This window comes from Oxalobacter paeniformigenes (assembly GCF_027158465.1).
In the GTDB taxonomy this organism is placed as follows: Bacteria; Pseudomonadota; Gammaproteobacteria; order Burkholderiales; family Burkholderiaceae_D; genus Oxalobacter; species Oxalobacter paeniformigenes.
The window spans coordinates 62,643-75,859 of the sequence record NZ_JAMKYL010000006.1; the positions used below are offsets into that span (position 1 = coordinate 62,643).

Below are 13,217 nucleotides of genomic sequence, written 5' to 3' on the forward strand. Positions count from 1 at the left end.
GCGGCATATCGTCGTGAATAACGGTGGAACAAAAAAGCTGTTTTACTACATGTAAAACAGCTTTTGTCATGAAAAAAAGGTGGTAATCAGACATCGATATTACCTGCCAGCAAGGCGTGACTTTCGATGAACGCCCGTCTTGGTTCGACATTGTCTCCCATCAGGGTCGTGAAAATCTGGTCTGCAGCGATCGCATCCTCGATCTTGACCCGCAAAAGTCGGCGCATGCTCGGATCCATGGTGGTTTCCCAAAGCTGTTCCGGATTCATTTCTCCCAGACCTTTGTACCGCTGTTTGTTGACGCCTCGTTCAGCCTCGTTTCTCAGCCATTGCATGGCTTCATGAAAATTCTTGACAGCCTGCTGTTTCATCCTGTCGCCTTCGCCACGGCGGATAAGGGCTCCGGATCCGATGAGATTGATAAATGACGTCGCGGTCTTTTCCAGAATACGGTAGTCGTTCCCGTAAACGAAATCGGTATCGAGTACGGTGACATGCGTGTTACCGTACAGGGTTTTTTTGACGACGAGAGAACAGACGTCATTGGCGTCTTTTTCGACAGAAACGGAAACGGAAGGATTATTGATAGCCTTGCGCAGCTCTTCAGCCGATTTTTCGGCTTCTTCCGGTGTATTCAGACGCAATTTCGCCCCATTCATGATGGCAGCAAGGATATCCATGTCGATCAGCCTGGAGAGACGCTGGATGATGTTGTATGCGACGGTATGCTGCTCAGCCATGGTTTTGAGCTGTTCGCCGCTTATCGGTGTCGTATTGTCGTCCGGTATCAGGGATGCGCCTTGCAAGGCGATGGACATCATATGGTTGGCTTCTTCCAGATCGTCTTTCAGATAGCGTTCATCCTTGCCGTTCTTGATCTTGTACAGTGGCGGCTGGGCGATATATACATAACCTCTTTCGACAAGCTGGGGCATCTGCCGGTAAAAGAGTGTCAGCAGAAGGGTACGGATATGCGCGCCGTCCACATCGGCATCGGTCATGATGATGATACGGTGATAACGCAGTTTGTCGATGTTGAATTCATCCGGACCGATACTGGTTCCCAGTGTGGCGATCAGTGTTGTGATCTGCTCGGAGGAAAGCATTTTTTCGTATCGTGATTTTTCGACGTTCAATACCTTGCCACGCAAAGGAAGAATCGCCTGGAAGCGCCGGTCTCGTCCCTGTTTGGCCGAGCCACCGGCCGAATCACCTTCAACCAGATACAGTTCGCAAAGCGCCGGATCCTTTTCCTGACAATCTGCCAGTTTTGCCGACAATCCCAGACCGTCGAGCACGCCTTTGCGTCGGGTCAGTTCGCGTGCCTTTCGCGCTGCTTCACGTGCGCGTGCGGCTTCCACGATTTTGGAACAAATGATTTTCGCGTCGTTAGGTTTTTCCTGAAGGAAATCTGTCAGGGTCTTGGTAATGATTTCCTCAACGGGACCTCTTACTTCGGATGAAACAAGTTTGTCCTTGGTCTGTGAACTGAATTTCGGTTCGGGTACCTTCACGGACAGGACACATGTCAGACCTTCACGCATATCGTCTCCGGTCACATCCACCTTGGCTTTTTTCGCCAGTTCGTTTTCCTCGATATAGCGGTTGATGACACGTGTCATGGCTGCACGAAGACCGGTCAAATGGGTGCCGCCATCACGTTGCGGAATATTGTTGGTAAAGCAAAGTACCTGTTCATTGTACGAATCGTTCCATTGCATCGAAATATCGACGTAAATGGGGGTATTCAGTTCGGAAATCCGTTCGCCGGTTGCCTGGAAAATAGTCGGATGCAATACGCTTTTGCCGCGATTGATGTATTCCACGAAACCGCGCGTACCGCCTTCGTAGGCGAAGACTTCGTCTTTTCCGGTGCGCTGGTCTGTCAGGCGGATATGTACGCCGTTGTTCAGGAATGAAAGTTCCCGGATTCTTCGTGCCAGTACTTCGTACTGGAATTCGACAGTCGAAAAGATGGTGGCGTCCGGCCAGAACTGGACACGTGTTCCCTGTCGGTCGGATTTGCCGACGACCTTGATAGGAGAACATTCGATGCCATTGATGATTTCTGTCGTTGAATTCTGGGGATGTCCATGGCTGAAATCCATGTAATGTTCCTTGCCGTCGCGCCAGATCGTCAGTTTCAATGTCGTGGACAAGGCATTGACGCAGGAAACGCCGACACCATGCAGACCTCCGGATACCTTGTAGGAATTCTGGTCGAATTTGCCGCCGGCATGCAATTCGGTCATGACGATTTCGGCTGCACTGCGCTTCGGCGTGTTCTTGTCGTCGAATTTGATGCCTGTCGGAACGCCACGGCCGTTATCGACGACAGAAACGGAATTGTCGGTATGCAACGTGACATGGATTTCGGTACAGTACCCGGCCAGCGCTTCGTCGATGGAATTGTCCAGAACCTCGAAAACGAGATGATGTAGCCCCGTACCGTCCGAGGTATCGCCTATGTACATGCCAGGGCGTTTTCTGACCGCTTCGAGTCCTTCCAGTATCTGGATGGAAGATTCGCCATAGGCATTTTCATGTTGCTGAGCATCGTTTTGTGTATTTTTCGACATGGAACGGTTTTCCTTAAAACACCGGGAGGCGTGTTGCCCGGATATGGGCGACACAAAGTGGGTTGCGTCCTGATTTGCCGGCAAAATCCGGCAAATCAGGTTACGGTATGGTTAAATACGCATCGGCATAACGACATATTTGAAGTCGGTATTGTCCGGAATGGAAACAAGGGCCGACGAATTGGCATCGCCCAGTTCGATACCGATTTCATCGTTTTTCAGGTTCCCCAGTACATCAAGCAGATAGGTGACGTTGAAACCGATGTCGATATTGTCGCCGGTATAGTCGAGTTCGATTTCCTCGACGGCTTCTTCCTGATCGGCGTTTGTCGAACTGATCTTGATGCTTCCGGGTGCCAGAATGCAGCGGATTCCCTTGAATTTGTCGCTCGTCATGATGGCGGCTCGTTGCAAGGCTTTTTGCAATTGTTCACGCGAAACGGTGAAGCGGTTTTTGTATCCCTTCGGAATGACGCGTGTATAGTCGGGGAACTTGCCTTCGACCAGTTTGGAAATCAGTTCGACATCACCGAAAACGAAACGGACTTGTGCACCTGAAAAATCGATTCTGACCGGATCTTCGGAATCCTCAAGCAAGCGTTGCAGTTCGAGAATGGTTTTCCGGGGGATGATGACATCGTTTTTCGGGAATGTCTGATCGGTTGCCATCTGGCAGAAAGCCAGCCGGTGGCCATCGGTGGCGACAGCCTTGATGGTGTTGCCGTCCACTTGCAGGAGCAAACCGTTCAGATAGTAACGGATATCTTGCTGGGCCATGGCGAAATAAACCATGCCCAGAAGATTTTTCAGGGCTTTTTGCGGCAACGTGACGGAAGTTTCATATTCGATCGGTTGAGAAACCGTCGGAAAATCGTCTGCAGGCAATGTTTGCAGGGAGAAACGGGATTTTCCCGAAGATACGACGAGACGTTTGTCGTTGAGCGATATGACAATGTCGGAAGAATCGGGCAGTGCACGCAAAATGTCGAGGAGCTTGCGTGCCGCGACAGTCGTCGTCGCATCTTCGCCAGGTGCGCCGATATCGGCATGGGTCACGATCTGGATTTCCGTATCGGTCGAAAGAAACGAAACGGCGTCACCTTCCTTGCGTATCAGAATATTGGCCAGAATCGGCAAGGTGTGCCTGCGTTCCACAATACCGCTGACAGTCTGCAAGGGGCGAAGAAGATTGTCTCTGCCGGTTTTTACCAGTTGCATATGCTTTTCCTTGAAAAATGGTTACATGGATTCCGGATGATTCAATGGTGGGTCAACCTTTCAGCGTTTGTTCCAGCACGTGCAATTCGTGATTGCATTCGGGATTTTTCTGTCTGTCCTGGGCGATTTTGCGAACGGCATGCAAAACCGTTGTATGATCGCGTCCGCCGAACAGCTCGCCGATTTCCGGAAGGCTCTTTTGCGTGAGTTCCTTTGTCAGGTACATGGCGATCTGGCGCGGTCTGGCGATATTGGCGGGACGTCTTTTGGAATACATGTCCGCCACCTTGATGCGGAAGAAGTCGGCTACCGTTTTCTGGATGTTTTCCACCGAAATCTGCCGGTTCTGGACAGAAAGCAGATCTTTCAGGGCTTCTTTTGTCAGTTCAATCGTGATATCGCGGCCATGGAAGCGGGAGTAAGCGAGGATCTTGCGCAAGGCGCCTTCCAGTTCGCGTACGTTGGAGCGCAAATGCTTCGCGACGAAAAAGGCCACATCATCCGAAAGCCGGATACCCTCCTGTCCGGCTTTTTTGATGAGAATGGCTACTCGCATCTCAAGTTCCGGTGGTTCGATCGCGACGGTCAGACCGGAATCAAACCGGGATGTCAACCGGTCATCCATGCCGGAAATTTCTTTCGGGTAGGTATCGCTGGTGATGATGATCTGTTTTTTCGCGGCGATCAGTGCCTCGAAAGCATAAAAGAATTCTTCCTGTGTCCGGCTCTTTCCGGAAAAAAACTGGATATCGTCTATCAGCAGCATATCCAGTGAATGATAGTATCGCTTGAAATCGTCGAAGCCCTTGCGCTGGTAAGCGGTGACGACGTCGCGGACATATTGTTCGGCATGGATATAGCGGATCCGTGCCGAAGGCATGTCGTGCAAAACCTGATTGCCGATAGCATGAATCAGATGGGTTTTCCCGAGTCCGACGCCGCCGAAGAGATAAAGCGGATTGTAGGAAACGCCGGGATTGTTGGCGACCTGTATTGCAGCCGCCCTGGCAAGCTGGTTGGCCTTGCCGGTGACGAAACTGTCGAACGTCATGTCGGCATTGATCCGGCTCTGTTCCCGAACCGGTGTTTCTGCCATCTGCAATTTGTGTTCAGTTTCCGATTGGAGACCTCCGGCTGCCTGTACAGGCGCTTTTCGCGCAGGGGATGGAGCCTGTGCGGGAGATGTCGTGCGGGAACGGGGATTCAGGATGAACTGGACTTCTACGGAAGCATCCAGGAACTGGGATGCCAGTGCGGTGATTCTGTCGGCATACTGGGTTTTGACCCAGTCCAGCTTGAAACGATTGGGAGCTGCTATACGCAAGATATTGCCGTCGTATTCTATCGGAACGAGCGGTTTGATCCATGCACTGTATTGCTGGGGTGTCAATTCCAGTTCCAGTTGCGCCAGACAGTTCTGCCAGAAGTTTTCCATATTGCTATAAATAAAACCTTGCCGATCACTGGTTGCCGACAGTGACGCCTAAAACAAACGAGTAGATAATGATATGATCTGAAGAAGTCCGAAGAAGCGGATAAAGTTCCTTGCGAAGGTCTATTTTACCTTGAATCAGTCGAGTTATCCACAGGATATGTCTGAATTTTGGCCGATTTCGGTGAACCAATACAGTTTCATATTGACAGAATAGGGCAAACTACGGTCTAATCATTGATTCTTTGCGCATAACTTGATGTTTTGTTGTGGTTAATGCGGTTGCCAGACCGGCTGGCCAGCCTGACCATGGCGGAAAAACATCATATTCTGAAATTTTTTGCTGATTAGCGAGACCATCATGAAACGTACTTATCAACCTTCAGTCGTGCGTCGTAAACGCACCCACGGTTTCCGTGCCCGCATGGCAACCAAGAATGGCCGTGCAGTCCTGAATGCACGTCGTGCAAAAGGCCGCAAGCGCCTGACGGTGTAAACCGGCATGACATCAAGCTGATTGTGTGAATACAGGATTTTCTTCCGATCGGCGCATCAACAAAACGGATGATTTTTCATCCGTTTTTCGTATGCGGCCGTATGCACGGACCGAACATTTTGTGTTTTATGCACGTGCCAACGAGCTGGGGTATGCCCGTTTGGGGATTGTCGTCGCCAAGCGTTTTGCACCGCGTGCGGTGACGCGCAATACGGTCAGAAGAATATGTCGTGAAGTGTTTCGTCGTATGCGGCTGCCGGCAAGGGATTGCATCATCCGCATGACTTCTCCGGTCAATACGCGAAACGGTCCGGCGACAGGTACCGGATTGAAGCGCATGCTTCACGAGGAACTGGGCCGCCTGATGACTTCGCACGGAACCAATCCGAAAAAACGATGATGAAAAAATCTCCTTTAGAATGGTTGTTGATCGTTTTAATCCGGGGATATCAGTTGTGTATCAGCCCGTATCTGGGGCAAAATTGTCGTTTCTATCCGACCTGTTCGCAGTACGCACTGAAAGCGATTTCCGTGCATGGCTGTTTGAAGGGAAGCCTGCTGACGTTGATACGTTTATGCAAGTGCCATCCTTTTCATCCAGGCGGTTTCGATCCGGTACCCGAAAAAAAATCCGGTTGTGGCGCGCCGTCCGGGGGTGACGGCAAAAACATTTGAAAAGTAGATTATGGACACCAAAAAACGTACTACGTTATTGCTGATTCTGGCGATAGCGCTGTTTATGCTTTGGGATAACTGGCAAGTGTATCGTGGCGGCACGTCTATGATTTTCCAGCACGAAGCCAAAAAAACCGATTCGAATGCCGGCTTGCCTGAAGTGCCGATAGAAACAGCCGTGCCCGCTGAAAACGAAACGGCCACACCGGTAGCCGCTGCTGCCGAAACCGCAAAAACCGTACAGGAAAAACAAGCGGAGCTGGTTACCATCACGACAGATGTCCTGAAAGCCAGAGTGACGTCGGATGGCGGTGTATTCCAGTATCTGGAACTGCTGCATTATCCGGATACGGTCGATCCCGAAAAGGATATGGTGCTCTTCGATATGGCGCCTCCGCGGGTTTATCTGGCACAGACGGGGTTGACCGGGGGCGCTTATCCCAATCATGCCACGCGGTTTACGATCCGGCCCGGAAAACGCTCGCTTGCCGAAGGGGAAAACGAGCTCAAACTGGTCATGGATGCGGAACAGAACGGTGTTCGTCTGACCAAGACATACACGTTCAAACGTGGCAGTTATATTGTGGATATCGACCAGAAGGTCACGAATCTGGGTAGCGAACCGATCGATGCTTCCCTGTATTTCCAGTTGCTCAGGGACAGCAGCAAACCGGAAGGCCAGTCGCGGTTCATCAGTACATTTACCGGACCGGCGGTTTATACCGAGGAAGACAAATTCCAGAAACTCAAGTTTGACGATATTACCGAAACCCGGGGCGCAAGCCATGCTACCGACACCGATAATGGCTGGATCGCCATGGTGCAGCATTACTTCGTTTCGGCCTTTATTCCGGGCGACCAGGTCAAGCGCGAAAACTATACCAAGAAGGTCGGTGAGGATCTGTATGCGATCGGTACGGTCGTCCCGCTGGGCATGCTCGCACCGAAGGCTTCCGCAAGCAATGATACACGGCTTTATGTCGGTCCCCAGGAATCGGTCATTCTGGAACAGACTGCGCCCGGACTGGAACTGGTCAAGGACTATGGCTGGCTGACCATCATCGCCAAACCGATTTTCTGGCTCATGACCCATATTCACAAGGAAGTGGGCAACTGGGGTTGGACGATTATTTTGCTCACTTGTCTGATCAAGCTCATTTTCCTGCCGCTTTCCGCAGCAAGCTACAAGAGCATGGCCAGAATGAAGCAATTCACGCCGAGAATCCAGCAATTGCGTGAAAGATACAAGGATGACAAACAGCGCATGAATCAGGAACTGATGGCCTTGTACAAGGCGGAAAAGATCAATCCGCTGGGGGGATGTCTGCCGGTCGTCGTCCAGATTCCTGTCTTCATCTCGCTGTACTGGGTACTGCTGGCCAGTGTCGAGATCAGAAATGCGCCTTGGCTTGGCTGGATCCAGAATCTGGCCGCGCCGGATCCGTATTTCATTTTGCCGGTGGTCATGGCCGGTTCCATGTTCCTCATGCAGAAAATGAGCCCGCCGCCACCGGATCCGTTGCAGGCGAAACTGATGATGTTCCTGCCGATCGTTTTCTCGATCACGTTCTTCTTTTTCCCGTCGGGTCTGGTGTTGTACTGGCTGGTCAACAACCTGTTGTCGATAGCACAGCAGTACTGGATCAATAAACGGTATGGAAAGGCGCCGACCAAGAAAGCGGCCTGATTTCCGGAATTTCCCCGAAAAGCCCGTGCATGCATGGGCTTTTTTATGTGCAAGAACGACTTCAATGGACGAGGCATGATCTGGCTGTTCGATCTGGACAATACCTTGCATAATGCGTCGCACGCCATTTTTCCGAAAATCAGTGCGAACATGAATGCGTATCTGAGGGGGCATGTAACGAATGCCGACGGTTCAGTACTGTCCGACATACAGGCCAATGCCTTGCGTGTCGAATACTGGAAACGTTTCGGCGCGACTTTGCTGGGTATCAGTCGGGTTCTGGATCGCAGGGCAAAGGATTTTCTGGAAGCGGCACACCGGTTCGATGATCTGTCAGCACTGGTCGATGCTGAAAGGGGCTTGCAGGTCCTTTTGCGGAAATTGCCAGGTAAAAAGGTGTTGCTGACAAACTCGGCGTACCGTTATTCGCAAGCGATTCTGAAACAGTTGAAATTGCATCACTGTTTTTCTGGACATATCGCTATCGAGCGGATGCGTGTATTCGGACGTATCAGCCCAAAGCCGTCTGCAAGGTTTTTCAGGAAGTTGTTTGCCATGCTCAAAGTCCGGTCAGACGACTGTGTGTTGGTCGATGACAACATCCATATTCTGAAAGTGGCCAAAACGGCAGGAATGCAAACGGTACTGGTAACGAGATACCTGAATACCGATCATTATTCTGAACATGCGTATCCGCGTCCTTCCAGAAAAAAACAGATCGCCCGGCCGGTATATGTGGATATGAAAATACCATCGGTCCGGAACCTGATGCATTATGTAGGGCGTTTTCGTTAATTTTTATAGATGTCGTCAATTATGGGTACAACCAAATCCGGAGAAAGAAAACTGCAAATACTACAGGCACTGGCTCAGATGCTTGAACAACCGCGTGGAGAAAAAATAACGACGGCTGCGCTGGCACGGCATCTTTCCATTTCCGAAGCCGCCCTGTACCGGCATTTCGCAAGCAAGGCACAGATGTTCGAGGGATTGATCGAGTTTATCGAATCGAGTGTGTTCGGCGTCATCAACCAGATTTGCGAAAAGGAAGAAAACGGACTGTTGCAGACACAGTCTGTTTCCATGCTGTTGCTGAATTTTGCAGAACGCAATCCGGGTATGACGCGCGTAATGATCGGCGATGCACTGGTCAATGAAGATGGCAGGCTGCAGCTGCGTATGAACCAGTTTTTCGACAGGGTGGAGTTGACGTTGCGGCAATGTTTGCGTTTGGCGGCGACGCAAGGACAGTGCAGGGAGGATATGGCACAGCTCAAAAGCAACCTGATCATGAGTTATGTCATCGGCAAATTGTTCCGGTTTGTCAAAACGCAATTCAAGGAAAAACCGACGGATGGCATGCAGGCCCAGATCAATTATATTCTGGCATGATGCTGCCGGATGTCGCCGGTTTTGCCGTTTTCCCGGACAATGAAACGAACTGACCGGAACGGTCATGGCAATTGCGGTTGTCTGCATTAAAATGACAGCTTGTCCATGACGATATGGATTGTCCGGACGGAGCTTCCCTTTCGGGATGGAGGCTGCCTTTCATGCGGTATGTGCTGAAGCGGGAACCGGACGTTTTGCTTGAATTTTTGCTGGAGATTCGCCCAGAATGGATTACCAGGATTTTTCGATAGGTCTTACCGGTGGTATCGGCAGTGGGAAAACACTAGTCGCCAATCTGTTTGCCGATCTGGGGGCGACGATCGTCGATGCCGACGAGGTGGCCAGAAACCTGACTTTGCCTGGCGGCGCCGGAATCGAACCGGTTCGCAGGCAGTTCGGTGACGCTTTCATTCAGCCGGATGGTGCCATGAACCGCGCCATGATGCGGGAACATGTGTTCGCCCATCCTGAAGAACGTTTGAAACTCGAAGCGATTTTGCATCCTCTGATCCGGGATATTTCATTTCAGCAGGCAAGGCAGGCAAAAGGTGACTATGTCATTTTCGTCAATCCGCTACTGGTTGAATTGCCGATCTGGCGCGGTATGGGTACGAGAGTACTGGTGATCGATTGCCCGGAAGCATTGCAGGTGTCACGGGTCATGAAACGCAACAATCTGACGGAAGATCAGGTCAGGGCCATTATGGCGACGCAGGCATCGCGAGAACAGCGTCTGGCAATGGCAGACGATGTGATCCATAACGACAAAAGTATTGAGGAAATCGCTTCGGAAGTCAGGGGATTGCATGCCAGATATAAAAAACTGGTTGAAAATCGGGCATCATAGAGGGGACAGGTTTGTATTTTTTAAACAGTCCGTTCAGAATTTCAGAAAGATGGTATCCCGACATTGAAAGAGGCTTGCATTGATTATTTACGAATACCCTTTCAACGAACGCATCCGTACCATGCTGCGGCTGGAAGACCTGTATGAAAGATACAAGTTTTTTCTGCATCAGACGCATGCATTGCAACATCATGTCGCGCTGACGACGATTTTCGAAATGCTCGAAGTCGTCAGCCGTTCCGATCTCAAGTCGGATCTGTTGCAGGAACTCGAACGGCAGAAACAGATATTGTCCGGATTCCAGTCCCATCCGAATATCCAGAAAAACGTTCTTGACGATGTTCTTCGTGAAATCGACAAAACCGGTTCGGCACTTGTCAATACGTACGGGAAAACAGGACAAAGCATTCGGGAAAACGAATGGCTCATGAGTATCCGGAGCAGAACCGGTATTCCCGGCGGAGCCTGCGAGTTCGATTTGCCGTCGTACTATACCTGGCAACAGCGAATGCCGGAAGAACGTGCGGCAGACATTGCCGGTTGGTTTGCCCCCATGCAGTCATTGATCGATGCCGTTGGTTTGCTGTTGCGATTGATGCGCGCATCCGGTCTCCAGTTCAAGATAATCGCGCATTCCGGCAGCTATCAGCAAATGCTGCAAGGGAAAATGTACCAGTTGCTCAGATTGCGTATCGATGCGCGGTATGGTGCCATACCGGAAATGTCGGCAAACAAATACATGCTCTGGATCCGGTTTACCAAACAGGACGGTACGGTAAAGCCGAAGCCGATGGAAGAAGATATTCCTTGTGAACTGACGTTGTGTTGAAAATGGTCACGATAGTTAAATGTCCGGTATGCGGCAAAGATGTCGAATGGAAAGATACCAGTCTGTATCGTCCGTTTTGTTCCGAACGTTGCAAACAGATCGATTTGGGTGCATGGGCGGAAGAAAAATACAAGGTACCCGTAGTCGAGGATGAGGATGACGGCGATTCCGTACAAACCGGTATGCCTTGAAGTTTGTCCTGAAAACGACAGTTCCGGCTTGATTAGTCGGAGTACTTGGGCAATAATCTGCACCATGTCCAAAGTTATTTCATCAGCATTTATTCTCTTCACCCAGCACTGGCGTTGGCGCAAGCCAAGAGCCTGATATCCCTCCATGCGCCTTTCGTGCGCGCACTTCCTTACCGGTATTTCTGAAAAACAGTCTGCCGCTGTCGGTATAAGCACGAACCGTCTGCCTTTCCACAAACGAATGCAAGGTGAATGTCATGTTGCTGATGATAGACAATTACGATTCCTTTACCTATAACCTGGTCCAGTACTTCGGCGAATTGGGCGTCGATGTCAGAACGTATCGCAATGATGAAATTTCTCTGAAACAAATAGAGGAACTCAACCCGGATCATATCTGCATTTCTCCCGGGCCGAAAACGCCTTATGACGCGGGTATTTCGATGGAGGTGCTCAGGCATTTTGCCGGCAAGAAACCGTTGTTCGGTGTTTGTCTGGGTCATCAGGCCATCGGTGCGGCTTTCGGCGGCAAGATCGTCCATGCAAAAGAAGTCATGCATGGCAAGACTTCTCCGGTGTTTCACAACAATACGGGCGTATTCAAAGGGCTGCCCAACCCGTTTACGGTGACACGTTATCACTCGCTGGCGATCGACCGGGACAGTTTGCCCGATTGTCTCGAGGTCACGGCATGGACCGAAGATGGCGAAATCATGGGTGTACGTCACCGGCAATATGCCATCGAAGGCGTCCAGTTCCATCCGGAATCCATTTTGTCCGAACACGGGCATTTGCTGCTCGGCAACTTTATCGGGGAATAATCATGACATCGATCAAACCTCAGGAAGCACTTTTAAGATGTATCGAACATCGTGAAATTTTCCACGATGAAATGCTGTCCTTGTTCCGCAGCATCATGGGTGGAGAAATGTCTCCGATCATGATTGCGGCATTGACCGTCGGATTGCGGGTCAAAAAGGAAACAGTCGGCGAAATCGCCGCGGCGGCACAGGTCATGCGCGAATTTGCCGTCAAGGTGAAAGTGAAACATCCCGAAAATCTGCTCGATATCGTCGGAACAGGTGGGGATGGTGCCCATACGTTCAATATTTCGACGGCGTCCATGTTTGTTGCGGCAGCCTGTGGCGCACAGGTTGCCAAGCATGGCAGCCGCAGCGTTTCTTCTTCCTCAGGAAGCGCCGACTTGCTTGAAGCACTGAACGCCAATATCAATTTGTCGCCGGAAGAAATCGCGCGGTGTATCGAGGAAGTCGGCATCGGTTTCATGTATGCACCCAATCATCATGCAGCGATGAAACATGCCAAGGCAGTGCGCGAAGAACTGGGTGTCAGGACGATATTCAACATTCTCGGCCCACTGACGAATCCGGCATATGCCGACAATATGATGATGGGGGTTTTTCACCCTGATCTGGTCGGTATTCAGGTGCGTGTCTTGCAGAAAATGGGACTGAAAAGGGCGCTGGTCGTCTGGGGGCGTGACAATCTCGATGAAATTTCACTGGGAGCCAGCACGCTGGTCGGTGAGCTGTCCGACGGGAAGGTTCGCGAGTATGACATCCATCCGGAAGACTTCGGTATCCGGATGTATGCCAGCCGGAATTTCAAGGTCGCCAATGCCGAAGAATCCAGAAAAATCGTGCTGGATACCCTGAACAACAAGCCGACGCCGGCAGCAGACATCATCGCCCTGAATGCCGGCGCAGCACTTTATGCAGCAGGGAAGGCCGACTCGATTGCTGATGGCCTGGCGCAGGCCAGAGCGGCGATCGAGTCTGGCGCAGCCAGAATGAAACTGGATCAGTTTGTTGGCTTCACACAATCGGTCAACCGGAAATAGGGAGGACGGA

Annotated in this window: 14 protein-coding genes; 11 read left to right on the forward strand and 3 right to left on the reverse strand. The window is 51.0% G+C overall.

Going from position 1 to position 13,217, the window contains the following annotated elements:
- Nucleotides 1-86: 86 nt before the first annotated feature.
- The 3 genes from gyrB to dnaA form a co-directional block, all read right to left on the reverse strand.
- Nucleotides 87-2,579, reverse strand: a complete 2,493-nt coding sequence (gene gyrB, locus NAI64_RS07695; protein WP_269299322.1) for a DNA topoisomerase (ATP-hydrolyzing) subunit B — start codon at nucleotides 2,577-2,579, stop codon at nucleotides 87-89.
- Between the two features lie 111 nt (nucleotides 2,580-2,690).
- Nucleotides 2,691-3,797 carry a DNA polymerase III subunit beta gene (gene dnaN / locus NAI64_RS07700; protein ID WP_269299324.1) on the reverse strand — a complete coding sequence of 369 codons (1,107 nt, stop codon included), beginning with the start codon at nucleotides 3,795-3,797 and terminating at the stop codon, nucleotides 2,691-2,693.
- Nucleotides 3,798-3,849: 52 nt separating this feature from the next.
- Entirely contained in the window at nucleotides 3,850-5,232 is a 1,383-nt protein-coding gene (gene dnaA / locus NAI64_RS07705) for a chromosomal replication initiator protein DnaA (RefSeq protein ID WP_269299326.1), read from the reverse strand.
- 358 nt (nucleotides 5,233-5,590) lie between these two features.
- Between dnaA and rpmH the strand changes: the two genes are divergently transcribed.
- From rpmH to trpD, 11 genes are all read left to right on the forward strand, one after another.
- A complete protein-coding gene (gene rpmH, locus NAI64_RS07710; RefSeq protein WP_269299327.1) occupies nucleotides 5,591-5,725 on the forward strand; it encodes a 50S ribosomal protein L34 in 135 nt (44 codons plus the stop codon).
- Nucleotides 5,726-5,816: 91 nt separating this feature from the next.
- Nucleotides 5,817-6,125 carry a ribonuclease P protein component gene (locus NAI64_RS07715; protein WP_407946924.1) on the forward strand — a complete coding sequence of 103 codons (309 nt, stop codon included), beginning with the start codon at nucleotides 5,817-5,819 and terminating at the stop codon, nucleotides 6,123-6,125.
- The gene (gene yidD, locus NAI64_RS07720; RefSeq protein WP_269299381.1) at nucleotides 6,125-6,400 is read left to right on the forward strand and encodes a membrane protein insertion efficiency factor YidD; all 276 of its coding nucleotides are present in this window, start codon (nucleotides 6,125-6,127) and stop codon (nucleotides 6,398-6,400) included. Before NAI64_RS07715 ends, yidD begins: the two co-directional genes overlap by 1 nt.
- 10 nt (nucleotides 6,401-6,410) lie before the next feature.
- A complete protein-coding gene (yidC, locus tag NAI64_RS07725) occupies nucleotides 6,411-8,087 on the forward strand; it encodes a membrane protein insertase YidC (protein ID WP_269299329.1) in 1,677 nt (558 codons plus the stop codon).
- Between the two features lie 45 nt (nucleotides 8,088-8,132).
- A complete protein-coding gene (locus NAI64_RS07730) occupies nucleotides 8,133-8,882 on the forward strand; it encodes an HAD-IA family hydrolase (protein ID WP_269299330.1) in 750 nt (249 codons plus the stop codon).
- Nucleotides 8,883-8,903: 21 nt separating this feature from the next.
- A complete protein-coding gene (gene slmA / locus NAI64_RS07735) occupies nucleotides 8,904-9,479 on the forward strand; it encodes a nucleoid occlusion factor SlmA (RefSeq protein ID WP_269299331.1) in 576 nt (191 codons plus the stop codon).
- Nucleotides 9,480-9,705: 226 nt separating this feature from the next.
- Nucleotides 9,706-10,326: a dephospho-CoA kinase gene (gene coaE, locus NAI64_RS07740; protein ID WP_269299332.1), complete on the forward strand. Its 621-nt coding sequence runs from the start codon at nucleotides 9,706-9,708 to the stop codon at nucleotides 10,324-10,326.
- 79 nt (nucleotides 10,327-10,405) lie between these two features.
- Entirely contained in the window at nucleotides 10,406-11,155 is a 750-nt protein-coding gene (gene zapD, locus NAI64_RS07745; protein ID WP_269299333.1) for a cell division protein ZapD, read from the forward strand.
- Nucleotides 11,152-11,346, forward strand: a complete 195-nt coding sequence (yacG, locus tag NAI64_RS07750) for a DNA gyrase inhibitor YacG (protein ID WP_407946925.1) — start codon at nucleotides 11,152-11,154, stop codon at nucleotides 11,344-11,346. Before zapD ends, yacG begins: the two co-directional genes overlap by 4 nt.
- Before the next feature lie 257 nt (nucleotides 11,347-11,603).
- The gene (locus NAI64_RS07755) at nucleotides 11,604-12,167 is read left to right on the forward strand and encodes an anthranilate synthase component II (protein WP_269299335.1); all 564 of its coding nucleotides are present in this window, start codon (nucleotides 11,604-11,606) and stop codon (nucleotides 12,165-12,167) included.
- A gap of 2 nt (nucleotides 12,168-12,169) precedes the next feature.
- Complete coding sequence (trpD, locus tag NAI64_RS07760; protein ID WP_269299336.1) at nucleotides 12,170-13,207, forward strand: anthranilate phosphoribosyltransferase; 1,038 nt, start codon at nucleotides 12,170-12,172, stop codon at nucleotides 13,205-13,207.
- Nucleotides 13,208-13,217 lie beyond the last annotated feature (10 nt).

What these genes read in the sequence shown, in the direction of transcription:
- gyrB (WP_269299322.1), bottom strand. Translation starts at nt 2,579, where the DNA reads ATGTCGAAAAATACACAAAACGATGCTCAGCAACATGAAAATGCCTAT.
- dnaN (WP_269299324.1), bottom strand. Translation starts at nt 3,797, where the DNA reads ATGCAACTGGTAAAAACCGGCAGAGACAATCTTCTTCGCCCCTTGCAG.
- dnaA (WP_269299326.1), bottom strand. Translation starts at nt 5,232, where the DNA reads ATGGAAAACTTCTGGCAGAACTGTCTGGCGCAACTGGAACTGGAATTG.
- rpmH (WP_269299327.1), top strand. Translation starts at nt 5,591, where the DNA reads ATGAAACGTACTTATCAACCTTCAGTCGTGCGTCGTAAACGCACCCAC.
- NAI64_RS07715 (WP_407946924.1), top strand. Translation starts at nt 5,817, where the DNA reads ATGCGGCCGTATGCACGGACCGAACATTTTGTGTTTTATGCACGTGCC.
- yidD (WP_269299381.1), top strand. Translation starts at nt 6,125, where the DNA reads ATGAAAAAATCTCCTTTAGAATGGTTGTTGATCGTTTTAATCCGGGGA.
- yidC (WP_269299329.1), top strand. Translation starts at nt 6,411, where the DNA reads ATGGACACCAAAAAACGTACTACGTTATTGCTGATTCTGGCGATAGCG.
- NAI64_RS07730 (WP_269299330.1), top strand. Translation starts at nt 8,133, where the DNA reads ATGTGCAAGAACGACTTCAATGGACGAGGCATGATCTGGCTGTTCGAT.
- slmA (WP_269299331.1), top strand. Translation starts at nt 8,904, where the DNA reads ATGGGTACAACCAAATCCGGAGAAAGAAAACTGCAAATACTACAGGCA.
- coaE (WP_269299332.1), top strand. Translation starts at nt 9,706, where the DNA reads ATGGATTACCAGGATTTTTCGATAGGTCTTACCGGTGGTATCGGCAGT.
- NAI64_RS07755 (WP_269299335.1), top strand. Translation starts at nt 11,604, where the DNA reads ATGTTGCTGATGATAGACAATTACGATTCCTTTACCTATAACCTGGTC.
- trpD (WP_269299336.1), top strand. Translation starts at nt 12,170, where the DNA reads ATGACATCGATCAAACCTCAGGAAGCACTTTTAAGATGTATCGAACAT.